This window comes from Sphingomonas sp. (genome assembly GCF_036269755.1).
Lineage (GTDB): Bacteria > Pseudomonadota > Alphaproteobacteria > Sphingomonadales > Sphingomonadaceae > Sphingomonas.
Genome location: NZ_DATBDV010000004.1, coordinates 177,557 through 201,166, shown reverse-complemented (window position 1 = coordinate 201,166; position 23,610 = coordinate 177,557). Strand labels below are relative to the sequence as shown.

Annotated in this window: 17 protein-coding genes; 9 read left to right on the top strand and 8 right to left on the bottom strand. The window is 63.1% G+C overall.

What is annotated here, in order from left to right; all coding sequences use genetic code 11:
* Positions 1–86: 86 nt before the first annotated feature.
* Positions 87–1,262: an N-6 DNA methylase gene (locus VH326_RS03340; RefSeq protein WP_329630377.1), complete on the bottom strand. Its 1,176-nt coding sequence runs from the start codon at positions 1,260–1,262 to the stop codon at positions 87–89.
* Between the two features lie 153 nt (positions 1,263–1,415).
* Here VH326_RS03340 and VH326_RS03335 point away from each other — a divergent pair, with 153 nt between their 5' ends.
* The 5 genes from VH326_RS03335 (at position 1,416) to VH326_RS03315 (ending at position 8,953) form a co-directional block, all read left to right on the top strand.
* Positions 1,416–2,357 carry a phosphoribosyltransferase-like protein gene (locus VH326_RS03335; RefSeq protein ID WP_329630376.1) on the top strand — a complete coding sequence of 314 codons (942 nt, stop codon included), beginning with the start codon at positions 1,416–1,418 and terminating at the stop codon, positions 2,355–2,357.
* Positions 2,354–4,216, top strand: coding sequence for a hypothetical protein (locus VH326_RS03330; RefSeq protein WP_329630375.1), 1,863 nt, complete (start codon positions 2,354–2,356; stop codon positions 4,214–4,216). The genes VH326_RS03335 and VH326_RS03330 overlap by 4 nt, the downstream gene beginning before the upstream one ends.
* 139 nt (positions 4,217–4,355) lie before the next feature.
* A complete protein-coding gene (locus VH326_RS03325) occupies positions 4,356–5,150 on the top strand; it encodes a hypothetical protein (RefSeq protein ID WP_329630374.1) in 795 nt (264 codons plus the stop codon).
* 322 nt (positions 5,151–5,472) lie between these two features.
* Positions 5,473–6,624 (top strand): hypothetical protein, encoded by a 1,152-nt coding sequence (locus tag VH326_RS03320; protein ID WP_329630373.1) that lies wholly within the window; start codon positions 5,473–5,475, stop codon positions 6,622–6,624.
* Between the two features lie 13 nt (positions 6,625–6,637).
* Complete coding sequence (locus tag VH326_RS03315) at positions 6,638–8,953, top strand: hypothetical protein (RefSeq protein WP_329630372.1); 2,316 nt, start codon at positions 6,638–6,640, stop codon at positions 8,951–8,953.
* 487 nt (positions 8,954–9,440) lie between these two features.
* Here the strand turns inward: VH326_RS03315 and VH326_RS03310 are convergent, their stop codons facing one another.
* Entirely contained in the window at positions 9,441–9,683 is a 243-nt protein-coding gene (locus VH326_RS03310; RefSeq protein ID WP_329630371.1) for a DUF6582 domain-containing protein, read from the bottom strand.
* A gap of 132 nt (positions 9,684–9,815) precedes the next feature.
* On the opposite strand from VH326_RS03310, the gene VH326_RS03305 reads away from it, so the two are divergent.
* Positions 9,816–10,613: a Crp/Fnr family transcriptional regulator gene (locus tag VH326_RS03305; protein ID WP_329630370.1), complete on the top strand. Its 798-nt coding sequence runs from the start codon at positions 9,816–9,818 to the stop codon at positions 10,611–10,613.
* A 163-nt stretch (positions 10,614–10,776) separates the two neighbouring features.
* On the opposite strand, the gene VH326_RS03300 is transcribed toward VH326_RS03305, so the two are convergent.
* Positions 10,777–11,961, bottom strand: coding sequence for an FAD-dependent oxidoreductase (locus VH326_RS03300; protein ID WP_329630369.1), 1,185 nt, complete (start codon positions 11,959–11,961; stop codon positions 10,777–10,779).
* Positions 11,962–11,999: 38 nt separating this feature from the next.
* On the opposite strand from VH326_RS03300, the gene VH326_RS03295 reads away from it, so the two are divergent.
* A complete protein-coding gene (locus tag VH326_RS03295; protein ID WP_329630368.1) occupies positions 12,000–13,751 on the top strand; it encodes a cation:proton antiporter in 1,752 nt (583 codons plus the stop codon).
* On the opposite strand, the gene alaS is transcribed toward VH326_RS03295, so the two are convergent.
* Positions 13,748–16,393 carry an alanine--tRNA ligase gene (gene alaS / locus VH326_RS03290; RefSeq protein ID WP_329630367.1) on the bottom strand — a complete coding sequence of 882 codons (2,646 nt, stop codon included), beginning with the start codon at positions 16,391–16,393 and terminating at the stop codon, positions 13,748–13,750. The genes VH326_RS03295 and alaS overlap by 4 nt on opposite strands.
* Before the next feature lie 105 nt (positions 16,394–16,498).
* Between alaS and VH326_RS03285 the strand changes: the two genes are divergently transcribed.
* Complete coding sequence (locus VH326_RS03285; RefSeq protein ID WP_329630366.1) at positions 16,499–18,169, top strand: hypothetical protein; 1,671 nt, start codon at positions 16,499–16,501, stop codon at positions 18,167–18,169.
* Here the strand turns inward: VH326_RS03285 and VH326_RS03280 are convergent, their stop codons facing one another.
* On the bottom strand, positions 18,170–19,435 hold the full coding sequence (locus VH326_RS03280; protein ID WP_329630365.1) for a Xaa-Pro peptidase family protein: 1,266 nt from the start codon (positions 19,433–19,435) through the stop codon (positions 18,170–18,172). It lies immediately after the preceding gene.
* A gap of 75 nt (positions 19,436–19,510) precedes the next feature.
* On the opposite strand from VH326_RS03280, the gene VH326_RS03275 reads away from it, so the two are divergent.
* On the top strand, positions 19,511–20,848 hold the full coding sequence (locus tag VH326_RS03275; protein ID WP_329630364.1) for a dicarboxylate/amino acid:cation symporter: 1,338 nt from the start codon (positions 19,511–19,513) through the stop codon (positions 20,846–20,848).
* On the opposite strand, the gene VH326_RS03270 is transcribed toward VH326_RS03275, so the two are convergent.
* From VH326_RS03270 to recA, 3 genes are all read right to left on the bottom strand, one after another.
* Positions 20,839–21,465: a glutathione S-transferase gene (locus VH326_RS03270; RefSeq protein ID WP_329630363.1), complete on the bottom strand. Its 627-nt coding sequence runs from the start codon at positions 21,463–21,465 to the stop codon at positions 20,839–20,841. The two genes, VH326_RS03275 and VH326_RS03270, sit on opposite strands and share 10 nt — an antisense overlap.
* Positions 21,462–22,292 carry a class I SAM-dependent methyltransferase gene (locus VH326_RS03265; protein WP_329630362.1) on the bottom strand — a complete coding sequence of 277 codons (831 nt, stop codon included), beginning with the start codon at positions 22,290–22,292 and terminating at the stop codon, positions 21,462–21,464. Before VH326_RS03265 ends, VH326_RS03270 begins: the two co-directional genes overlap by 4 nt.
* Before the next feature lie 228 nt (positions 22,293–22,520).
* On the bottom strand, positions 22,521–23,606 hold the full coding sequence (gene recA / locus VH326_RS03260) for a recombinase RecA (protein WP_329630361.1): 1,086 nt from the start codon (positions 23,604–23,606) through the stop codon (positions 22,521–22,523).
* Positions 23,607–23,610: the final 4 nt, after the last annotated feature.

The following is a 23,610-nucleotide window of genomic DNA, read 5'->3' as shown; positions in this document are numbered from 1 at the left end:
CCCGAAGCCGACCTCACTGCATCTACGTCATGAGCGTAGGTTCGAGGGGGTTTGCGACTGTCCTCGCGGTGCGCCCCTGGGCACTATTACACTTGGATCGATAGGATCGCCTTGTAGGAGATATGCTTCGGCCCTGTACCACGCGATGTTGCGACGATCTGCCGTCTGCCTTCTTCAGAGACCAAACCAGCTAACACGCGCTCTCGATCCGGAGAGGGAGCCCGAAGGCGTAGGACACAGTCGGAGATCTCGGCGGCGCCGTCTTCGACGAGTGCGACTTTGTGCTCGAGGCGCCTATCGACCCGTGCGATTAGAATGTCCCCCGCCTCGGCAACTACACCGACCGGGGTACTTGGGGTGTTTGCCCTTGCCCCCAGCGAAATGCGCCCGCCAGGACAGCTAGGGAAATCACCGGTATGGAAGATGCCTCCGTTGGCCGACGCGACCTTGCGCGAATCAGAGCGCCCGCGAATGACTACGACACCCAGGTCAGCTAGGGTCTTGCGCTCCAACCCCGGCGCGCCTTTGGCGTGAAAGAGACAGTCAAGCCGATGGACACCATCACTCGCCCTGATCTCAATACGTGTTTGGGCTTTACCGGAATCGTCAACCGCTAGAAGCTTGATCGTTTCGCCCCGCTCGCCCTTCTTGATCACCACGATAAAGGCGAGTGCGTCGGTGCGCCCGAATGTGCGTCGGGGTAGCTGGATCACTGTTTGTATTCGATGATTTTCGATGAGAAGCCGTCGGGCCGGCCCCATAGCCTCACTCGAGATGAGCGTATCGGGAACTACGAACGCCACCGTCCCCCCGGGACGAACGAGGAGAAGGGCCTGCGCGAGAAACGCGAGGTCTACTGGCACCGACGTCCACCCCGGGACTGCATCTCTTAAACCCGCGCGATCCATAATGTGGTCGATCGACGGATTGCGCGGCGTGCGAGTGTAGGGAGGATTCGATATTGCCAAATCGGTCGAGCCGGGTTCGACGCCAACCGCGGGCGCCAGTCCGTCGGCCAGTACGTCGCGGAGAACATGACTAAAACGTTCAAGATAATTCGATCGTAACGCGGCTACTTCGGGATCGACATCGACGGTGGTTATGCGCGCTGTCGGCCACCGCGCCCCGGCTGCGTCGCTTAGCGATCCCGGCCCACTTCCAAGATCGACGATGTGCTCGGGCAGCAGGCCAGCAAGCGTGTCAACTAGCAACTCGCTCAGCCAATCCGGACTGTAGAATCGACACAGCTTTTCGTTGATCACCTGGCCCCCTCGTAGCCGTCAGCTTACGACTATTCTGGCGCGGGTACCAGATCAACGGCCCCGCAAAGGTACCAGGTTGCCGCGAGCCGCGGCGTCGGCCCCAAATCTCGAGGCGACGGTTGCACCAGCTCTCGTTTTGCAGGAAAAGCCCGCGTGCCACTCGATCGCCCGTCGCAAGAACTTAATGTCGCGCTGCTCAGCGAGAAGTGCTCTGACTTTGCCAAATTTCAAATTTGGCCGCTGCGAACCCGCCTGGACGCGCGGGCGTGGCTCGGAAACTTCCAGGATGATGATCTTCCACTGGCGAGACACCTGCTCAATGCGTTCATGTACTTCAACGACGACCTGACCCGACAGCTCTTCGTTGCAGCGCTGCAGGGCATTGGTGTGCTGCAGCCTTGGAGAGCCCGCCGGAGGGGAAACATATTCGATGATTGGTCCACATTTCTGCAATCAGCGTCTTTGACTTACGTAACCGGCGAGATCCCAAATCCGGCGGACAGTGGGCATCTGTTTGCTCGGGCGGCCCGCGACCATGCCGGCGTCTCGGAAGAGCAGATCCTGAACCCCGTAGAAGCGTTGGAGCGGATCGCTATTCGCGGCGATCGATCACCCGTCGTGTTTGTAGACGACTTCGTTGGCTCCGGCGATCAGTTTACCGAAACTTGGGAGCGTCGTTACGACATTGGTGGAAAGTCCTACTCTTTTAGTGAGGCCGCAAGCGATGCGGATCGTGCCGGAACGCCGCTCGAAGTCTACTACGCGCCGGCTGTGTGTACGATGTACGGGCTGGATAATATCAAGCGCAGATGCCCCGGCGTAGAAATCAGCGCGGGCAACATTCTCGACCAACGCTACAATGTCTTCCATCCGGATTCGCTTGTCTGGCCAGCAGAGCTGGTGGCCGACGGTCAAGCGCTCGTCCGGCGTTTAAGTGTCGCACTCGGGCTGCCGGAGGACGAAAGCGAATGGGGCTTGTTTGGCTATCACGGGCTTGGCCTCGCGATCGGGTTCGCCCACAAGACGCCCGACGCGACGATCCCGCTTTTCCGGTATCGCGCTGAGCACTGGAGACCGCTGGTGAAGGACGTATGACCGGGCATGCTTCCCGCGCCAGTGAAGCTTCCGAACTGTTCGGCAATTACAAGGCCGAGTGGTTGGGCGAGCGCATCTTCGAATACTTTAGAACGCCAACCTATTTTCCCGATTTAGAGCGTCCACGGCCCTGCGTACTCATCGGAGGGCGCGGCACCGGCAAAACGACGGTCCTCCGCTGTCTGTCCTACGAAGGTCGCTTTGCGTTGGACAGCGACCCGGCGAAGATCCCGAACTGGGAATACTACGGCTTCTACTACCGGGTGAATACCAATCGGGTATCGGCGTTTAAGGGTCCTGAACTCCCGCCCGAGCGCTGGCAAAAGCTGTTCGGACACTACATCAACCTCCTGCTCTCGCAGAACGTAACCAAGTTTCTTGAGTGGTACGCGCAACATTGCCCCGACGCGCCCGCACTCGGCGAGGATTTGTGCCTTGAGGTCAGTCGAGCTCTTAACGTCGAGGATGCCACCGACCTCAAAAGTCTGCGCATCGCGGTCCGGAAAGGCCTTTCTGATTTCGAACGCCTGCTCAATAACATTAAGGCCGAACAGGACCTTGGATTATCACTTCAGGGTGCGCCACTGGACGCGCTGTTTGCCGGTCTGCGCGAGATGCCCCAATTCGCAGGCAAGAGCTTCTTTTTCCTACTGGATGAGTACGAAAACCTGCTCGACGATCAGCAAGTGGTCGTCAATAGCCTGCTGAAGCATGCAACGGTTGACTACACTTTCAAGATTGGAGTGCGCGAGCTCGGTTGGCGAAGGCGCTATACACTGTCGGACACCGAGGAGCTGACTAGTCCAGCTGACTATGTCCGCATCGACATCTCCGTCATTTTAACCGGTGACGAGTTTAAGGAATTCGCCCGCGACGTATGCGACGCCCGTTTAAAGAATATGCTGCAGCCGGCCGCCAGCATCATTGACCTGCTACCTGCTGCCACCGCGGATGCGGAGGCGGAAGCGCTAGGTGCTTCGAGAGTGGCGAAACCGATCCGCGAGCGGATTCGGCTCTCTTCCGACACGCGGATCGCTCGCGGTGCCGACGCTTTGAGTGACCTTGACGTTATCCTTATCGACCTTCGAGGCCGGTTGCGGGGCATGACACTTGAGAAGGCCCTGCGAGAGCAACGCACGGACTCGGACGAGTGGCACAACTTTGTAGACAATTACCGCTACGCTGCACTCTTCCAAATCGCTGAGGCAGGTTCCGGTATCACGAAACTGTACTGCGGTTGGACCACCTACACGACTATGGCATCCGCCAATATTCGCTATCTCCTCGAATTGGTCGACTACGCGTTCCGCGAACATCAACAGGCCGATGGTACGCTCGGCGAAAAGTTTTCCTGGCAGACGCAGACCAAGGCAGCGCAGGCAGTAGGGCGCAAAAATCTCTTTGAGTTAGAGGGCTTCCGCGAGGGCGCGCTCCTTGTAAAGCTCACCATAGGCCTTGGCCGATTGTTCCAAATTATGGCGCGTCGCCCCGAAGGTCACTCGCCTGAACAAAATCAGTTCGCTCTTTCTGCCGTAGCGCCACTATCCCCGCAGGTAGAGAGCCTCCTAACAAACGCCGTCATGCATTCGGCGCTCGTGCGTACGATCGCGAACAAACTCAATCAAACTGATGCCCGCTCTTACGACTACAGCCTCCACCCGATCTTCTCAGCCTTTTTCGGCATTAGTCATCGACGCAAGCGCAAGATCATTATCAATCCCGACGACTTGATGGTCATCGTCAAGGATCCAGGCCGCGGGGTTCGACAGCTTCTCGAACGAGAGCCCGAAGACGTGCGGGAACCCCTCCCTGAGCAGTTGCGCTTGTTCGAGGCCTATCTTGATGACGCTAGTCAATAGACCGATCCCGACGACCGAGTATCCGGAGGCTTCGGAGTTTGTGCCGGAGCCAGGTGCGTTATACGTCTATGGCACGCGAGCCGAGGCCCGGACCCGCCACCTCGAGTCATGGCGAAGCCGTGCGACCCATCTCGAGTTCATGGAATTGGCCGAGTATGGTACCGACGCAATTCAGCTCGTTACCGACCCGTCGCGTCGGGCGATGCTCCGAGATGTCGGCGAGCTAAGTGCGCTACTCGGCGCGGCGGTCGGCCGCCATCTATACCTAGATATCACCGGTCTCTCCAATCACGTGTGGCCCGCGATCCTGAAAGTCGCGCGCGCCACGCAGTTTCAGATCCAAGTGATGTACGTTGAGCCCCGCGACTATGCCTATAGCGCGTCGCCGCGTGAAAACGTGTTTTTCGACCTAAGCGAACTCATCAGTGGAATTTCTCCTATTCCTCAATTCAGCAATTTGCGCGAGCCCGACGAAGAGGAGGTGTCGCTTATCCCCTTGCTCGGCTTCGAGGGTGCTCGCTTCAAGCATCTACTCGAGGACATTCAGCCAGAGAGTGGCAACGTCAATCCCGTGGTTGGCGTGCCAGGATTCCGAGCCGAGTATCCATTTTTCACCTATCAGGGCAACCAAATGCCGCTAAAAGACTCGGGCGCTTGGCAGGACATCCGCTTTGCAAAGGCTAATTGTCCCTTCAGCCTTTACTACTGTCTCCAAGATATCGTCGCCGACTATACCGACGACTGGTTCTTCAAAATCGGCTTGATCGGCACAAAGCCGCATGCGCTAGGTGCGGTCCTCTACTGTCTCCAGCATGAAGAGCGTGTTGAATTGATTTATGATCACACCATTCGCAAGGCTGATCGATCAACGGGCCAGTCGACTTGCCTAGTCTATCCGGTCTCCGAATTCCTAGACAGAATGGCTGGTGCCTGAGATTGGAGTGGCAATTTGATAGTATGTAGCAGAGCGCATATTCTGCAGACCAGCCAGCGTAAGAATTTGTCGACTCAAGTCACGACCGCAAACTACTCACTAGCTGAGCTTGACTACTAGCCGGGCGGCCGGCGGCTTTTGGGATCAATGCCGTTCCCGCTGCACGACCACTTCTGGGCGCTTAGCCGCCCGGCGTTGGAGCGACTTATGGGCTGCACAGAACCGTGGCGCTGGCCAGTTGGCCGAAGGCTGGCGCAGACGATCCGATCCGGACGCAAAATGAGGGGACGGCTTGGCGATCCGTGTGGAAGATCGCTAGATCATGGCAACGCTCATCGCGCTTCCAATTACGGAGACCCGACCGGTGCCCAATACCGAGATTGGCCCTTCCTCGTCGCTGGCTGATCTAGAGGATCAGCTCGGGCGGATTCCGCCGACCGGCGAAGAAGCCGCTGCGCGGCTCAAGGTCGAGTCTTTCGCAGCATCCGACCTGCTAACCGACCTATGGGGCGCGATTCTGTGCGGAACGTTATGCCGCCGCGCCACTACCGAGATCGTTTATGGCGAACCGACCGACGGTTCCGCTCGCTTTAGCAATACATTGACAGGACTGGTTGCTGCTTCGCTCGCCGCGTCGATCAGGGACAAGGCTGGCAATACGCTGGATGGCGCGGAACTGCGTCAAAATCTGATGCTCCGGCGGGACGGCTTGGTCAGTCCCGACAGCGACGTTGCGCAAACCCTCGTAGAGTTCGATCCTGATTTTCCGATTTCGCCGCTATTCCACCTCGACAACGGCGCTGCGGCACCGGGGGCCCTACGCCGCCGGTTGTTCCAGTCGCAAGTCTTGCGCTTCCGACAAATGCTCGACCTTGGAGCGTTGCGAAGAGGGGGGGGGGCGGTCGGAAGCGGCGCGGCGGGCGATCTCGGCACCTTCTTGTCGGAGCTACACGAAAACGGGCTCGAGCACGGATCGCGTGATGGCAGACAAACGCTCGTCGGCACGCGCTTCATGCGCCTGCGCACCCACGCCGCGCCCGATGCTACGGAACTGGCCGAACGCTGCGGCCCGTTCCGGCAGCTGCGCCGCTATGTCGAACGAACCTTCGGTGGGGACGGACCGGTGACCCTGGTGGAAGCGGCGATCTCGGATTTCGGCCGCGGTATCGTCGATGCCTATCAGGCGTCGCCCGCCGGACTGGGACCGGATGTCAACCGACGCGACTTGCTCGAGCGGCTAATCTATGGCCGACTGACGTCTAAAAGCAGTGATCCGTCGGCAGGCCTCGGCATTCAATATGCGCTCGACGCCGCGCGCAGGATGAACGCCTTCGTGTCGCTTCGTACCGCCGAATTCTGGATGGCCGTCTCGTTTCTGCCGGACAGGGACGATCCGCGCCTCGTCCATCTCGGTGACCGGCCACATCCTTCGGTCGCTGGCACACACTGGCAAATGTTCTGGCCGCAGCCCTGAGCCGGGATAGTCGATGCATCAATTCTCGCTCACGCTGGATACCGATCTCCCGCCGATTCAGGTACTGGTCGCGCAATTCTCGAGCGAGCAAACGCTACCGGCGCTACTCGAACTGATCTATGACGGGCCCGAGCACAGTCGGCGCCGGGCTAGTGCGATCGTGTTGCGTCCCGCCGTCACGGAGCATTTCACGCCGGACGACCTGATCGCAGCGCAGAAGGGCGCAGAGCATAAACCCGGCTCTTTTATCGACGCTGTGGCGGAGGCCTGCGCGACCGGACCCAAGGCTTTCGAACGGTTCGACGGCGTCCCGATCTTTGTGCTCCATTCCGACAATTTTGCACACCGTCTGAGCGGCAATATAAATCCAGGAGTGGTGCCGCCCTCTCTGGTGCTCGGGCATCTCGCCGCTCCCCGAGCGCTCGATGCGATCCGCGACCGCGAACTCAACGAAATCGTTGAGCGATCGCGGGCAATATTGATGCCGGTCGAAGGCTCTTACTATGACCCGCCATCAGCCAAGCCGATCCGCTCGTTTCTGAGAGTCGGCAACATCCAGTATTCGCGGCAAGCCGTGGACGCGATTGCCTTCTGGCTACTGCCGCATGTCGCGGCTGCTCGTGCCATTCTCATCGACACTTGGTCGATCTCTTCGCTTGCGTTCAATCTTAGCCGGATCCTGACGCTTTATGACGGGCGGACGCCAATTCCGGTCGAGATGCTCACCCAATACCAAGATCGCAGCTCGGAGGCGCAAGCCGCTTTGCTTGAAGCGCTCGATCGACTGTGGAGCGATTGCCCGAACGGCAACGAGCAAATTCCCGTTACCTGCATCGTCAGTGCCACCCAGACCGGCTCGCTGGTCGGTGTGCTGCGCGACGAGATCGAAACGGCGTGCCTGCCGATCGACATGTCGTTCGTCGCCTTGTTTAAGCTCGGCAAGACTGATGCTCTGCCGCCTTTGTGCGATTTGTCCGAAGTGCCCGAGTTCGCGCCGTTGACCGAGGCGATGATCGAGGAGGGATCGGCCATTCATATCGATCCGCAAGTTTACTTTCCCCTGGTCTACCAAGATGTGGAATTCGAACTGCGGATTCCACTGGCCAAGAATTTCGGCGTTTTTGTCGAGCGGTTCGGTACGCGCATCGTGTCAGCACATCGCGATCAGGTTTCGGACGGTTCGCCGCGCCACCATGCGGTTCACCTCGACATGGCGGCGCTAATTGACCAGCCCGCTTTCATCGCTGCTTTCGAAAGCGATATTGCCGGGCTCGATCCGCCGCCCAAAGCGATCCTCACGCCGCAACACGATGTCGCGCGAATACTCGGTGAGCGCGCGCAGGCCGTGCTCGCCGCGAAGAGCCATTACGCGGTCCATCTCCAGCATCCGACGCTGCATCTGCGCGGCGAGGAACCCCTGCTGGAAGCGGAAGCGCATATCCGGGACACGCTGGCGACGCTCGGCGTCCAAGACTCGCTTCTCATCCTCGACGATTGTTTCATCACCGGGGACCGCCTTACTGGCTATCAAATGCGTCTGCGCCAGCTCAATGTCCGCGCGCGCCTCAATTACCGCGTCGCTGTCGCGCGGCCCGACGACATGCAGCGCTGGGCACAATGCCGAACCATGCTCGGCTGGCGCGACCCTGCGGATAAAAAAGTCCATGCCCGAAACAGCGTAGAGGCAATCCATGAAATCTGCCTGCCTAACTGGCAGGAAACCGGGTGTCCGTGGTGTGCGGAAGCGGCATTCTATCGACGCATGCTGAAGGAAAAGGGGGCGCTTCCTGCACAGTTCCAAGACCGGCTCGACCGGCTCAACGATCGCGATAATGGTCTGGTCGATGATCTGTTCCTTGTTCCCTTGGGCGCTAAGCCTCTCACCCTTTATCGCGGATCGATCTTCTTGCCGCCCAGTGCCCCGCAAGCGACAGTGTTCGCGGCGATCTCCAGCGCGCTCCAGCAAATGCGGACAGTCGCCGTCGATACGCGCCCGCGCCTCGGTCCCCGGCGCTATCCGATCGCGACAGTGCTCACTGCGCACGAATATCTGCAAGACGTCTACAAGGATTCAATCCTGCGCGCGGCGGTCTTGCGCGCGGCCCGAGGCGAGGAGCTGCGCTATACGAACGAGCGAGCCGAGAACGAGCGGACGGCCATGGTCGAACACCTGCTGATTTCGGCCAAGCCAGACGAAAGCGACCTCACCCTCGAGCTGATTCTTGCGCATGCCGGCCATAAATGCCGGATCGACACGCCCGCGGACGATCCAAAACTCGACCCGGCCGTCGCCGCCTTCCTCGCTGACGTTCGCGCGCTTCTGGCTTGACCATTTACCGGCCGCCTGTCGTCAGAGCATTTGCTTGAACGAGACCGACACGCTGAACTCGGGAAAATTGGTGCTCCGCAACGATCGCTGCGACAGTTCGCAATATTGCGCCACAGCAAAGCTAACGAGGTAAATCCTCGGGTGCGCGGTTCGACAACCTCAGTTATACCCGATTGTGTGGCAGCTTTCGAATTCAAAGCGTCGGGCAATGAACGACCGCTTTTGGGGCGCAAATCTGCCGTCGGCGATGTGACTGAATCCGTGTCGGTGCCCCATGTTGCCAAAAGTTGCTCATTGCGATCAATTGTCTGTATTTATTAGACACGAATGCAGCCAAGTGCTTGATATTGTTGGTAGATGGACGCTCTCTTAATCAGCGGGTCCTAGGTTCGAGCCCTAGTGCGTCCACCACCTTCTCAATGGCTTTGTAAGAAGCGGCTCCGCTTGGATCGCTTGCGGGTCAGCAGGCGTGGATTCGCGAGGGGAGTCAGTCGTTCCCGACCTCGCGCCAGCTCTTCTCGTTCACCTCGACGCCGTACTTTTTCGCGGCAGCTTTGATCCGCTTCCACGCGGCGTCCCGCTCACCGTCGCTCACGCCCTTCACCTGGTTGAAGCGCGCAATGGCGTTTCGCACGTGGCTGGCGTTCTCGAGCGGTTCCTTGCGTTCTTTGGGGAAGGCGAACTGGTCTCTGTCCAGCTCGTCGCGATCTTCGGTGCTAAGCTCAGTCATCTCTATCTCCTCCATGCGGATCAACGCACGAACCTCTGAGGCGTTCACGAATCCGCAGGGGCCACTTCGCCCGCCGAGTGAACCGCTTCGGGGGAAAATCGTTATAAAAACGTACTGACTTTGGAGACTACAGTGTCGATCGAATTGGGTATTTTTGACCCTCTTATCCGCAAGCTCAGCTCTGGCAACGTTCTTTCGACGCGTGCGATCGAAGCTATTCGACAGCTACCCGTCAAGATCAAGACGGTGACTTCTCGAACGAAGGTCGTGGACGAAGGTCAGAATATAACCGACTGCTATCTCCTGGTGGATGGGTACGCCTGCCGATACAAATTTACTGCGACCGGTGGGCGCCAGATCGTATCGTTCCACATGGCAGGCGACATTCTCGACATTCAGCACGTGCTCTTCGATCGCGCCGACCATTCCGTAAAAACCATTTCCGAGGCTGCACTTGCCGTCTTCCCGATGGCCGCGCTGCGCAATCTGATCGCCGACCACCCCGATGTCGGCAGAGCGCTTTGGCGCGATTGCCTAGTCGAGGCGTCGATATTTCGGGAGTGGGTGCTCAACGTCGGACGACGCAATGCCAAGGTGCGAATCGCGCATATGCTTTGCGAGTTTGCGGCGCGCATGGAAGCGGCCGGCCTGGGCTCGCCCGCCGACTTCACCCTCCCGATGACCCAGGAAGATATCGGGGACGCTACCGGTCTCACGCCCGTGCACGTCAATCGCATGCTACGTGAACTGACCGAAGAGGGATCGATCACGCGCGACGCCCGCCGTATCAGGATTGCGGACTGGCCCCGCATGAAGCGAACGGCGGACTTCTCCCCGGCCTATCTCCACCTGTTTGATCGTCCGCCGGCCGAGGATGGCCGCTCACGCGAGTCCGATTACGCCGAGAACGTGTCTGCACTCGCCCGCTAGCCAGGGCGCGAGCGGACCTCGAGTTCCGCTCCTCACGCGCTTTGCGACAGCGCGTTCGGTCTAGCGTAATCGCCACCGTGTATGATGGTCCCATAGCATTCGATCGTCACGCGCGGAGTCGAGCGTCGACGCCTTATCCTTCGCGCGCTGAATGGGCAGTCGGCTAGCGGATATGCTCGCGACGGATGCCGAGGCCGAGCAGTCGCGCCGGGAACTGCTGAAGCAATGGGCTGCGATCGATCAGCTTGAGGATCCACGGCGCCTTGGTCGCGCGTCCGGCGAGCGCGGGGCCGAGGACGCAACGATGCGCGACTCGCTGGATCGCCTGGATGATCTTGACGGAGAATAACCGGCGTTCCTGCACCTTGTGCAACAGCGGATCGACGTCATCGCCGCTGAGCATCGGCGCAGCCAAGAGATTGGCAGCCGCGACGGCGTCCTGGATCGCAAGATTGATACCGACCCCGCCGACCGGCGACATCGCGTGGGCGGCGTCGCCAATCGCCAGCAAGCCCGGCCGCGACCATTGCGTCAGCCGGTCGAGCGACACGCTGAGCAGCTTGACGTCGTCCCACGATTGGACCGCCGCGATGCCATCGCGCAGCACCGGTGCCGCAGCCGCGACCTGATCGCGAAACGCGTCGAACCCCCGCGCACGGACCGCGTCGGCCTGACCTTTCTCGATAACCCGCGCGCACTGGAAATAGTCGCCGCGGTCGATCGTCACGACCATCTCGCCGTTGGCGATGAACCCCTGCGTCCTGTTATCCGGCGTCTGCGGCTTCGGCACCCGGAACCAGAACACATCGATCGGCACGCCGAGGTCGTGGAGCGGCAGCCCACCCTCACGGCGGACGAGCGATGAGCGGCCGTCGGCGGCAATCGTCAGTCGCGCCGTGATTTCCCCGCCATCGGCGAGCTTCACGCCCCCGACTCGACCGCCCTGCTCGATCAGCCCGCTCACCTCGGCATTCATCCGCAGCGTGAACGCATCCAGCTTGCCAGCCTCGCCCGCAACGAAGTTCAGAAAATGCCACTGCGGCATCAGCGCGATGAAGTTGCCCGGCCGTGGCAACCCGCGAAAGTTGCCGATCGTATAGGCTCTGCCGCCGATTACCGCCCCGATTGTGTCGACCCTGTCATGCGGCTGTTCGAGCAAGCGGTCGAGCAGCCCGAGCTCGTCGAACAGATCGAGTGTGGACGGGTGCACCGTGTCGCCGCGAAAATCGCGCAGGAAATCGCCATGCTTTTCGAGCACGATGGTTCGCACACCGGCACGAGCGAACAGGAAACCGGCGACCATTCCCGCAGGCCCGCCGCCGATGATGCAGATGTCGGCGTCAGTCATGGCCTGACAAATGCTCCCCACCCTGCTTTGATACAATCATGGCGATCGGTCTCGACAATGCAGGGTTCAGCGACGCGCTGGTGATCCTCGGCGCGGCGGGCATCGTGATCCCGGCGTTCGCGCGTTTCAAGATCAGTCCGGTGATCGGCTTCATCCTGGTCGGCATCCTTGTCGGCCCAGCCGGTCTCGGCGCGCTGGTGGGCAGGCATCCCTGGCTTTACCACGTCACCATCTCCGACGCGCACGCGATCGAGCCGTTCGCCGATTTCGGCATCACGCTGCTGCTGTTCTCGATCGGGCTCGAACTGTCGCTCAGACGCTTGTGGTCGATGCGCGGCGCGGTGTTCGGGATCGGTGCCGCCGAACTGCTCGGCTGCGCGGCCGTGATCGGCGCAGCATTGTTGGCGTTCGGCAATGGCTGGAGCGCCGGCCTGGGCCTCGGCCTCGCGCTCGCTTTATCCTCGACCGCTTTGGTGCTGCCGATCGCCGGCACGCAAAGCACGGTCGGCCGCACCGCCTTTGCCATGCTGCTGTTCGAGGATCTCGCGCTGGTGCCGATTATCTTCGTCCTGGCGGCAGTCGGCGGCGGTGCGACATCGGGGGTGGTGCAAACATTGCTATGGGGAGCGGTCAGCATCGCCGCGATCTTCCTCGTCGGCCGTTTCCTGCTGCCGCGACTGTTCGCGCAAGCCGCACGGACCAAGAGCCCGGAGTTGTTCCTCGCTGTCTCGCTGCTGGCTGTCATCGTCGCAAGCCTTGCCACCGCGGCGGCGGGCCTGTCGCCAATCGTCGGCGCGCTGCTCGCCGGTGTGCTGATCGCCGAGACCGAATATCACAGCGAGGTGGAGGTCATCACCGCACCGTTCAAGGGTCTCGCGCTCGGCGTGTTCCTGATCACCGTGGGCATGAGCCTTGATCTCGAGACGTTGCTCGCGCACTGGAGCGATTTCGCGCTGGCGCTGGTCGGCGTCGTGGCGGTGAAGTCGACCGTCACGTCCGGGCTGCTCCGGCTCTCAGGTGCGCGGAGCGGGACTGCGGCGGAGATCGGCCTGTTGATGGCGAGCCCATCGGAAACGACGCTGATCGTGCTCGGCACGGCAGCCGCAGCAGGCCTGATCGCAGCCGCCGACGCTGCCTTCTGGCAGACCGTGACGGCGCTCGGCCTGACCATCACGCCTGCGCTCGCCGAGATCGGTCGCTTCGCCTCGCGTCGGATCGAGGCGCGCGCAGGCACGAACACCGATCTCCTGCTAAGCGACGGGCCGGGCACCGTCGTCATCGGCTTCGGGCGCGTCGGACGCATGGTCGCGGACATGCTCGCGGAGCACCACCAGCCGTATGTCGCGATCGAAGCCGATATCGATGCCGCCAAGGCTGCGCGGCGCGACGGTTACCCGGTCATCTTCGGCGATGTCGCGCGTAGCGAGCTGGTCGACCGCCTCAACCTCGGCCGCGCCAAGGCATTGGTGCTGACGATGGACGACCCCCTGCTGACGGTGCATTTGACCAAACGCGTGCGCGGCTGGATTCCAGGATTGACCATCATCGCCCGCGCCCGCGACGCTGCGCATGCGGCCGAACTCTACAAAGCCGGCGTCACCGACGCGGTGCCTGAAACGCTCGAAAGCTCGCTGCAACTGTCCGAGGCCGTGCTGGTCGATCTCGGCGTGGCGATGGGCCCGGTGATCGCCTCGATCCACGAGAAGCGCGACCAGTTGCGCAAGGCGATCAAGGACGAAGCGCAACTCGACCGCGAGCCGCGCATCCGCCGCGTGCGGCGCAAAGATTAGCCCGCGAGCGCCGCCTTCACGGCCGCGACCGCGTCGTCCCCCCTGGCGCCATCGGGCCCGCCGCCCTGCGCCATGTCGGGCCGGCCCCCGCCACCTTGCCCGCCAAGCGCAACCACGGCCTGCTTGAGCAGATCGACCGCATTGAAGCGGTCCGTCAAGTCGTCGGTCACACCAACGGCGACCGAAGCGCGGCCGTCATTGACCCCGACGATCATCGCCACGCCGGACCCGATCCGCTGCTTCGTCTCGTCCACTGCGCCACGCAGGCCCTTGGGATCGAGTCCGTCGACCACTTGGCCCACGAACGCGATGCCGTTGATCTCCTCCGGCCCCGCAGACGCCCCACCAGCGCCGCCGCCGAGCGCCAGCGCCTTCTTCGCCTCAGCGAGTTCGCGCTCCAGCCGGCGGCGCTCCTCGACCAGTTGCGCGACGCGCGCAGGCACCTCGTCGGGCGAGGATTTGAGCGTTGCGGCAGCCTCGCGCAATTTCTCGTCGCGGCTGGAAAGGTAAGCGCGCGCCGCCTCGCCGGTCAGCGCCTCGACTCGCCGAACGCCCGACGATACCGCGCCCTCGCTCACCACTTTGAACAACCCGATCTCGCCCGTCGCGCCGACATGCGTGCCGCCGCACAACTCCAGGCTGTAGATGCCGTCGCCGCCGCGCCCCATCGACACGACGCGGACCTCGTCGCCATATTTCTCGCCGAACAGCGCCATCGCGCCTTCTGCGATTGCTTCGTCGGGGGTCATCAGCCGAGTGGCGACCGCATCGTTCTGGCGGATGTACGCGTTCACGTCGGCTTCGACGTCCGCGAGCTTGGCCGGATCGACCGCCACCGGCTGCGAGAAGTCGAAGCGCAGGCGATCAGGAGCGACTAGCGAGCCCTTCTGCGCGACGTGCGTGCCGAGACGTTCGCGCAACGCTGCATGGAGCAAATGCGTCGCCGAGTGATTGGCGCGGATCGCGTTGCGGCGTTCCCCGTCGACGACCAAATGCACGGCATCGCCGATCACGAGTTCGCCCGCTTCAACCTTCATGCGGTGCGCCCAGAGTCTGCCGAGATGCTTTTGCGTATCGAAGATGCGGCCCTTCAGCCCTTTATCGTTGCTCGCGATCCCCGCGTCGCCGACTTGCCCCCCACTTTCGGCGTAGAACGGCGTCTGGTTAAGCACGACATCGACCTCGTCGCCCGCCACGGCCTTGTCGATGCGGCCGCCGTCCTTGATCAGCGCTACGACTTCGCCCTCACCCTCCTCCGACGTATAGCCGGTGAATTCGGTCCCGCCCTTTTCCTCGACCAGATCGTACCACAGCTCGTCCGACGCTTTCTCGCCCGATCCCTTCCACGCGGCGCGCGCGGCACGCTTCTGCTCGGCCATCGCGGCGTCGAAGCCCTCGCGATCGACCTGCAACCCTTGCGCGCGCAACGCGTCCTCGGTCAGGTCGTAAGGGAACCCGAACGTGTCGTAGAGCTTGAACGCGGTCTCGCCGGCCAGCGTCGATCCCTGCGCCATCCCTGCGGTCGCCTCGTCGAGCAACTTGAGACCCTTGTCGAGGGTCTTGCGAAACTGGGTTTCTTCCTGCTGCAACGTCGCCTCGATCAACGGCTGCGCGCGAACCAGTTCAGGATAGGCGGCGCCCATCTCCGCCACCAGCGCAGGCACCAGCCGCGCCATCAGCGGGTCCTTCGCGCCGAGCAGATGCGCGTGCCGCATAGCGCGCCGCATGATGCGGCGGAGCACGTAGCCGCGTCCCTCGTTCGCCGGCAGCACGCCGTCGGCCACCAGGAAACCCGCCGAACGCAAATGGTCGGCGATGACGCGATGGCTCGCCTGCTGCTTGCCCGCCGCGTTGGTGTGAGTCAGCGCCTCGGAGGCCGCGATCAGGGCCTTGAAGGTATCCGTGTCGTAATTGTCGGGGACGCCCTGCATGACCGCGGCAATGCGTTCGAGGCCCATGCCTGTGTCGATCGACGGCTTGGGCAGATTGCCGACGATCTTGTTGGCCTCCTGCTCGAACTGCATGAAGACCAGGTTCCAGATCTCGACGAAGCGGTCGCCGTCCTCGTCGGGGGATCCCGGGGGCCCGCCCGGGATGTGGTCGCCGTGATCGAAGAAAATCTCCGAACACGGCCCGCACGGGCCATTGTCGCCCATCGCCCAGAAATTGTCTTTGGTCGGAATGCGGATGATCCGCTCTTCGGGCAGCCCCGAAATCTTGCGCCACAGGTCGAACGCTTCGACATCGGTGTGATAGACGGTGGCCGTCAGGCGGTTGGGGTCGATCCCCAATTCCTTGGTCAGCAGATTCCATGCGAGTGTGATCGCACGGTCCTTGAAATAGTCGCCGAACGAGAAATTGCCGAGCATTTCGAAGAACGTGTGGTGCCGCGCGGTGTAGCCGACATTGTCGAGATCGTTGTGCTTGCCCCCGGCGCGCACGCACTTCTGGCTGGACGTCGCGGTGGAATAGGGCCGGCTTTCGAGGCCGGTGAACACGTTCTTGAACGGCACCATCCCGGCGTTGACAAACATCAGCGTCGGATCGTTTTGTGGCACCAGCGGCGCCGACGGCACGACGGTGTGGCCGTTGGCGACGAAATAGTCGAGGAAGGAACGGCGAAGATCGTTGGTCGAGGTCATGGCCAAGCGACTTAGGCGAGCGCTTGGTCCTACTCAAGTCGCGAGCGGTGGCGCGACGCGCGACTTTGGATTAGGATCGCATCGGGCCAAATTGGGGGACACACGGTGCGCGCCTGGATCATGCTGTTGCCGCTGGTGGCGTTGATTCCAGCCGCCGCTGGCGATGCGCGGTCTGCGTTCACCGCGGTCGACGAACTGGTCCTTCCGCTCTGCGGTGGCGACGATGCCCCGCTACCGGTCAAGACCGAGTTGCTCGCAGGCTATGGCAGCGGCGGCTTTGCGATCACGACCAAGAGCCCACGGGCGCAGGCCTTCTTCGACAATGGCATGCAGCTCGCGCATGCCTTCGCGCACAAGGCCGCGACCGCTGCCTTCGCCGAGGCCGCCCGCGCCGATCTCGATTGCGCGATGTGCCAATGGGGCGAAGCATGGAGCCTCGGCCCGACGATCAACTATCCGACCGACTCCGACGCGCAAAAGGCCGCCGCCGCCAAGGTCGCGACCGCCGAACGGCTGATCACGACTGGGACGCCGGCACGCGAACGCGACCTGATCGCCGCGCTCAAGCTGCGCTACGTCAATGGCGGTGGCCTCGGCGCGGGCGACATCGCGTTCGCGCGCGCGATGGATGTGCTCGCCGATCGCTATTCCGAGGATGACGAGATCGCCACGATCGCGGCCGACGCCTGGATGATCCCCGCGGCGCTGAACAACGTCACGTCGAAGCTGCCGCGAGCGGTCGAGCTGCTCGAACGCGTGCTGCGCCGCAATCCGACCTATACGCCGGCCATCCACTTCTACATCCACGCGACCGAGATGAGCGGCTTTTCCAAGCGCGCCGAGCGCTACGCCAATTTGCTGCCCAAGCTGGCGCCGCAGTCGAGCCATCTTATCCACATGCCGTCGCACACCTTCTACTGGGTCGGCCGCTATCAGGACGCGGCCAGCGTCAACGTCCAGGCGGCGGCGCTCGGCCTGTCCGACGCGCGGATCGTCGGCATGACCAAGGCCGGATCGGAGTGGCAGCAGCCCTATCACGCCCACAACGTCCAGTTCGGGATCGGCGGCGCGTTGCTGTCGGGCGATGCGGCGGACGCGTTGGCGCTGAGCGGGCCGTTGTTGGTCGTGCTCGGCAAGCACCCTTCCGACAATCCCTACATGCAGATGGTAGCCGGCACCGCTTACGCCGCGCAGGGACGGTTCGGATTGCTCGGCGATGTCATGGCATTGCCCGATCCGGGCGAAAAATATGGTTTCGCGCGGGCGTACTGGCATTACGCTCGCGGTGAGGCGCAGGCGCGCGCCGGAAACCCCGCGGCCGTTCGGGCGGAAGCCGCCGCGATGATCGCGCCGACCGATTCGAAGAAGAACGACGCGAGCAAGCAGGCGCGGCAGCTCGTGTTCGTCGCACAGGCGGTGCTGCAAGGACGCGCGGCGATGATCGACCGCGACTATGCCGGCGCGGCGGCGGCATTCTCGAGGGCGGCGACGATCGAGGAAGACCCGATGCTCAAGGATTTCAGCGACCCGCCGATATGGTGGTATCCCGCGCGGCGCAGCTATGCCGCGGCGCTATTGATGCAGGGCAAACCGGGCGCCGTGCTCGATCAAATCAAGCTTGTGCTGGCGCGCCGTCCGAACGATCCGGTGACGCTGTCGCTGCGCGTGCGAGCCGAGGCGATGCTAGGCCGCCATGCAGCAGCGGCGCGAGATCGCGCGCGCGTCCGCCGCGATTGGCACGGCGGCAAATCGGGGCTAGATCCGATCCTGGCTTGATCAGTCTAACGGCTGGTCGATCGACGGCGGCGGGTTGCTGAACCATTTCGGCCCCGCTTCGGTCATGTGGAAGCAATCCTCCAGCCGCACGCCGAATTTGCCGGGGATGTAGATGCCGGGCTCGTTCGAGAAGCACATGCCGGGCGCGAGCGGGGTCTTTTCGCCGCGCACCAGATAGACCGGCTCGTGGCCGTCGAGCCCGATACCGTGCCCGGTGCGGTGCGAGCAGCCGGGCAGTTTGTAGCCTGGGCCGTAGCCGAAACTTTCGTAGAGCTTGCGAACCGCAACATCGACACTGCCTGCCTGCGCGCCGATCCGCGCCGCGGCGAGCGCGGTCTGCTGGCCCTGGTGGACTTGATCCCACACCATCCGCTGGTCCTTGCTCGGGCTGCCGAAGACGAAGGTGCGCGACACGTCGGACTGGTAGCCCTGCACCGTGCAGCCGCAGTCCATCAGCACGATCTCGCCATCGGCGACTCGGTGTACGGCCTTGGTACCGTGCGGGTACGCCGCCGCTTCGCCGATCAGCACCAGGCTGAATTCGGGGCTGCCGCCCAACCTTTCAGTCGCGGAGTCCATCAGCGCGGCGATGTCGTGCCCGGTCATGCCTTTCTCGACTCGCGGATAGACCCAGCGGTAGGCGGCGATGGTGACGTCGGTCGCGAGCTGCATCAGCGCGAGCTCGGCGGGAGTCTTGATCATCCGGCACCCGCGCACGACCGGGTTAGCGGTGACGATCTTCGCGCCAGGGAGCACATGCGCGAGCATGTCGGGAACGAAGAACCGGACCGTTTCCTCGATCCCGACCGGACGGGCGGCCAGTTTGCGATCGCGCAGGAAGCCAGCCACGACCTTCAGCGGATCCTCGTCCTCCTGCCAGACGCGCACCTCCGCGGGGACGGCGAGCGTCTCGCGCATCCGCGATTCTTCGAAATAGGGCGAGACGATGCAGGGCTGGCCTTCGGCGGGCAGTACCGCGAGCAGCGCGCGCTCACTGCGTCCCCAGCGAATTCCCGTAAAATAGACCAGGCTCGACCCGGACTCGATCAGCACCGCACCGATGCCGTTCGCCCGCATCAGCGCTTGTGCGCGGTCGAGCCGGCGCCGCCGCTCGTCCGGGCCGATCGGCACCGCTTCGGTTGTCATGTCCTTCAGCGCGGAAAGGTCGGGCGTCGCGGCACGCGCGGCGCCGGATAATAGCAACGGTGCGGCGGCAGCGGCGGCGAGCAAGGATCGGCGGTCGGGCGAAAAGGGAGATTGGGGCATGGCCGCGACGATACGGCGCTTGACCCGGCGGCGACAATCCCCTTCGCTGCCTGCCGCTGTTGGGGAGAGCGTGACGTGGCGAAGCGACTGACGACCTTCATCCTGATCGGGCTGGTGCTCGGGCTCGTCGTCGGTTGGGGCCTCAACACCAATGGCGATGCGGTTCTGGGGTTCTTCAAGCAGATCGGCTGGGCGAAACCGCAAACCGACACCGCGGCGTTCCTCAAGGAACTGGCCGGGTACTTCGGCATCGTCACGACGATCTTCCTGCGGCTGATCAAGATGATCATCGCGCCGTTGGTGTTCACGACGCTGGTGGTGGGCATCGCGCACATGGGCGACACCGGCGCGCTTGGGCGGGTCGGCTTGAAATCGCTCGGATGGTTCATCTGCGCCAGCCTGATGTCGCTGACGCTCGGCCTTGCGCTGGTCCATCTGCTGCAGCCGGGGGTCAGCCTGGGCCTGCCGATCCCGCCGGCGACCGCGGATGCCGGGATCGCCAAGACCGGCTTCGACGCCGCCGATCTGGTCAAGCACATCGTCCCGCAATCGATCTTCGACGTGATGGCGACCAACGAGATTCTGCCGATCGTAGTGTTCTCGGTGTTCTTCGGCGTCGCGATCACCGCGGTCGGCGAGCGCGCCAGGCCGCTCGTCCGCGCTGCCGAAGCCGGCGTCGCGGTGATGTTGCAAATCACCGACTACGTCATGCGGTTCGCGCCCTTCGCGGTGTTCGCGGCGGTCGCCGCCACGCTCACCGAGCACGGGCCGAAGGTGATCGGGGGGCTCGCTTACTTCATGGGCAGCGTCTATCTCGGCCTCGGTCTGCTGTGGCTGCTGCTGATCGGGCTCGCCGCTCTCTTCGTCGGGCGCCGCGTGTTCGACCTGATCCGCTACATCCGCGAACCGGCCTTGCTGGCGTTCTCGACCGCGTCGTCCGAAGCGGCGTTTCCGCGCACGCTGGAGGCGCTCGACCGCTTCGGCGTACCGCGGCGGATTTCGAGCTTCGTCCTCCCGCTCGGCTATTCGTTCAATCTGGACGGGTCGATGATGTACATGACCTTCGCATCGCTGTTCATCGCGCAGGCCTATGGCGTCCACCTCCCGCTGGGGACGCAGATCGGCATGCTGCTGATGCTGATGCTGACGTCGAAGGGAATCGCCGGCGTGCCGCGCGCCAGCCTGGTGGTGATTGCCGCCAATCTTTCGAACTTCGGCATTCCAGAGGCCGGCTTGCTGCTCGTTCTGGGGGTCGACCAGTTCCTCGACATGGGGCGGTCGGCGACCAACGTCGTCGGCAACGCCGTCGCGGCGACGGTAGTGGCGAAGTGGGAGGGCGGGTTCGAAGCCCCCGAGCCCGTCGCGATCGAGCCGCCGCACGCGCCGAGCCACGGCATCAGCGGTCACGCATAGGCGTATGGCCCGCCCTTCGCGAGCGCGGCTTGATAGGCTGGGCGGGCATGGATCTTCGCGACCCAGGCGACGGTGGCGGGACGCGAGGCGCCCAATCCGCCGCGGCTCATCGAGGCTTCGAGGGGGAAGCTCATCATGATGTCGGCGGCGGTCATCGTGTCGCCGGCGAACCACGGGCGTTGCGCCAGCTCGTTTTCGACGTAGTCGAGGTGGACGTCGATCATCGGCTGGATCCGCTTCGCCGCCGCCTTCCCCAACAGCGGGATCCGGTTGACGACCAGCATCACCAGCAGCGGCGGCATCATCGAGCCTTCGGCGTAATGGAGGAACTGGTGATAGCGCAGCACGTCGCCGCGATGTGCGGGCGAGCCAAGTTTGCCGTCGGCTTTCTCGACCAGATATTCGCAGATCGCGCCGGTTTCGACGATCGTCTGCCCGTCATCCTCGAGCACGGGGGACTTGCCGAGCGGATGGACTCGGCGAAGCTCGGGCGGGGCGAGCATCGTCTTGGCGTCGCGCTGATAATGCTTGATCTCGTAGGGCAACCCAAGCTCCTCGAGCATCCAAAGGATGCGTTGCGAGCGCGAGTTGTTGAGGTGGTGGACGATCAGCGTCATGGCCGCTCCCCTGCTATCGCGCTCCATATCCACGCGGCGCCCCGAAAAGTCACGGTGCCATTGGTGACATGGTCGGCAAGCGCGGCGGCGAGCTTGTCGCGCATCGCGGCGCGGCGATCGGGCGGCGCGGCGGCCAGCGCGCGCGCTGCGGGGCCGATGCGCGAGAAGAAGCTCATGGCGTCGGCCACCGGATCGTCACCCGCACCGGCGACGTAAGCGAAGTCGGCCGACCTCGCCTCCGGGTCGCGCCAACCAGCTTCACGTAGCACGCGGGCGGTGAAATCGCGATCGGCGAGAGCGAACGGCCCCGGTGCGTAGGTGGTCGTCGGAGCGCCGCTGTTTCCCACGGCTGCCTCGGCCGTGAGCGCCCACTGATTGTCGGCGCGCGCGCGGAAGCACGAAAATACCAATCTCGCGCCCGGCCTTGCCACGGCGCGCAAGGCAGCGAACCCGGCGACCGGATCGTCGAAGAACATCACACCATGGCGCGAGAACAGGAAGTCGGCCGAAGCGTGCGGCAGGTCGCGAGCATCGCCCACGCGAAACGACAGGTTGTCGATACCTTGGGCGCGCTCGGCGGCGATCGCGACCAGCGCCGGCGACAGATCGACGCCGACCACCGCAAGGCGCGGACGCGCGGTGGCGAGCGCGATCGACGTCCCGCCCGCCCCGCAACCGATATCGATCGCCGCCCCGCTCTCCGGCGCGGCTTCGAGGATCGCGGCGTCGAGCTGTCGCGACAGATCGGTAAAGCTGCGGTCGGTGCGCCGCCACTCCTCCGCCCAGACGTCGCCGACTCGGCCGTTCCACTCGAACGCGCTCGTCATTGGCCGCTCTCCTCGCCGTCAAACTTCTCGAACCTCGCGCACATGAGAAGGCGCCGCGTAGAGAAATTGATAAACCGAAACCGGAGACCCCGAAATATGAAAGGCCCGCCAACGCGGGCGGGCCTTTCCGGGGATTGCGGCGGAGGGGGAGATCGCCGCGGGGGTAAAAGGTTAACGCTGCACGGTGCGATTGGTTGCAATGCAGCAACCAATCGGTCCGACAAGCGCTCAGAGATCGTCGTCTTCCGACGGTCCGGCCATCATCTCCTCGGCGACGGCGTCGGTCCGCGTGCGGATCGCGCGCTCGAGTCGATCGGCCATTTCTGGATTTTCCTTGAGGAACTGCTTGGCGTTCTCACGGCCCTGGCCGATGCGGACGCTGTCATAGCTGAACCAGGCGCCCGATTTCTCGACCAATCCGGCCTTGACGCCAAGGTCGAGAATCTCGCCGATCTTCGAAATGCCCTCGCCGTACATGATGTCGAACTCGACCTGCTTGAACGGCGGCGCGACCTTGTTCTTGACGACCTTCACCCGCGTCGCATTGCCAACGATATCGTCGCGATCCTTGATCTGCCCGGTGCGGCGAATGTCGAGGCGGACGCTGGCATAGAATTTGAGCGCGTTGCCCCCGGTCGTGGTCTCGGGATTGCCGTACATCACCCCGATCTTCATGCGCAGCTGGTTGATGAAGATCACCATGCAGCGCGAGCGGCTGATCGAGCCGGTCAGCTTGCGCAACGACTGCGACATCAACCGTGCCTGGAGGCCGACATGGCTGTCGCCCATCTCGCCCTCGATCTCCGCGCGCGGCACCAAGGCGGCCACCGAGTCGATCACGAGCACGTCGATCGCGTTCGATCGCACCAACGTATCGACGATTTCGAGCGCTTGCTCGCCGGTGTCGGGCTGCGACACGATCAGCTCGTCGATATCGACCCCGAGCTTCTTGGCGTAGACGGGGTCGAGCGCATGTTCGGCATCGACGAACGCTGCGGTGCCGCCATTCTTCTGCGCTTCGGCAATGACGTGGAGCGCGAGCGTCGTCTTGCCCGAGCTTTCCGGGCCATAAACCTCGATCACGCGCCCGCGCGGCAACCCGCCGACGCCGAGCGCGATGTCGAGCCCGAGGCTACCGGTCGAGATCGTCTCGACCTGCATCGCCTCCTTCGAGCCCAGCTTCATCGCCGAGCCCTTGCCGAACGCGCGGTCGATCTGCGCCAGCGCAGCTTCGAGCGCCTTGGCGCGCTCGCCGGAAGTCTTGTCGCTGCTCAGTGCCATAGGATTGTCGATGACCTTCAAAGATGCCGCCATTGGG

Bases quoted from the DNA above. Each gene is read 5' to 3' on its own strand.
- VH326_RS03315 (WP_329630372.1), top strand. From the start codon at position 6,638: ATGCATCAATTCTCGCTCACGCTGGATACCGATCTCCCGCCGATTCAG.
- VH326_RS03320 (WP_329630373.1), top strand. From the start codon at position 5,473: ATGGCAACGCTCATCGCGCTTCCAATTACGGAGACCCGACCGGTGCCC.
- recA (WP_329630361.1), bottom strand. From the start codon at position 23,606: ATGGCGGCATCTTTGAAGGTCATCGACAATCCTATGGCACTGAGCAGC.
- VH326_RS03280 (WP_329630365.1), bottom strand. From the start codon at position 19,435: ATGCCCCAATCTCCCTTTTCGCCCGACCGCCGATCCTTGCTCGCCGCC.
- VH326_RS03265 (WP_329630362.1), bottom strand. From the start codon at position 22,292: ATGACGAGCGCGTTCGAGTGGAACGGCCGAGTCGGCGACGTCTGGGCG.
- VH326_RS03300 (WP_329630369.1), bottom strand. From the start codon at position 11,961: ATGACTGACGCCGACATCTGCATCATCGGCGGCGGGCCTGCGGGAATG.
- alaS (WP_329630367.1), bottom strand. From the start codon at position 16,393: ATGACCTCGACCAACGATCTTCGCCGTTCCTTCCTCGACTATTTCGTC.
- VH326_RS03330 (WP_329630375.1), top strand. From the start codon at position 2,354: ATGACCGGGCATGCTTCCCGCGCCAGTGAAGCTTCCGAACTGTTCGGC.
- VH326_RS03325 (WP_329630374.1), top strand. From the start codon at position 4,356: ATGGAATTGGCCGAGTATGGTACCGACGCAATTCAGCTCGTTACCGAC.
- VH326_RS03310 (WP_329630371.1), bottom strand. From the start codon at position 9,683: ATGACTGAGCTTAGCACCGAAGATCGCGACGAGCTGGACAGAGACCAG.
- VH326_RS03295 (WP_329630368.1), top strand. From the start codon at position 12,000: ATGGCGATCGGTCTCGACAATGCAGGGTTCAGCGACGCGCTGGTGATC.
- VH326_RS03270 (WP_329630363.1), bottom strand. From the start codon at position 21,465: ATGACGCTGATCGTCCACCACCTCAACAACTCGCGCTCGCAACGCATC.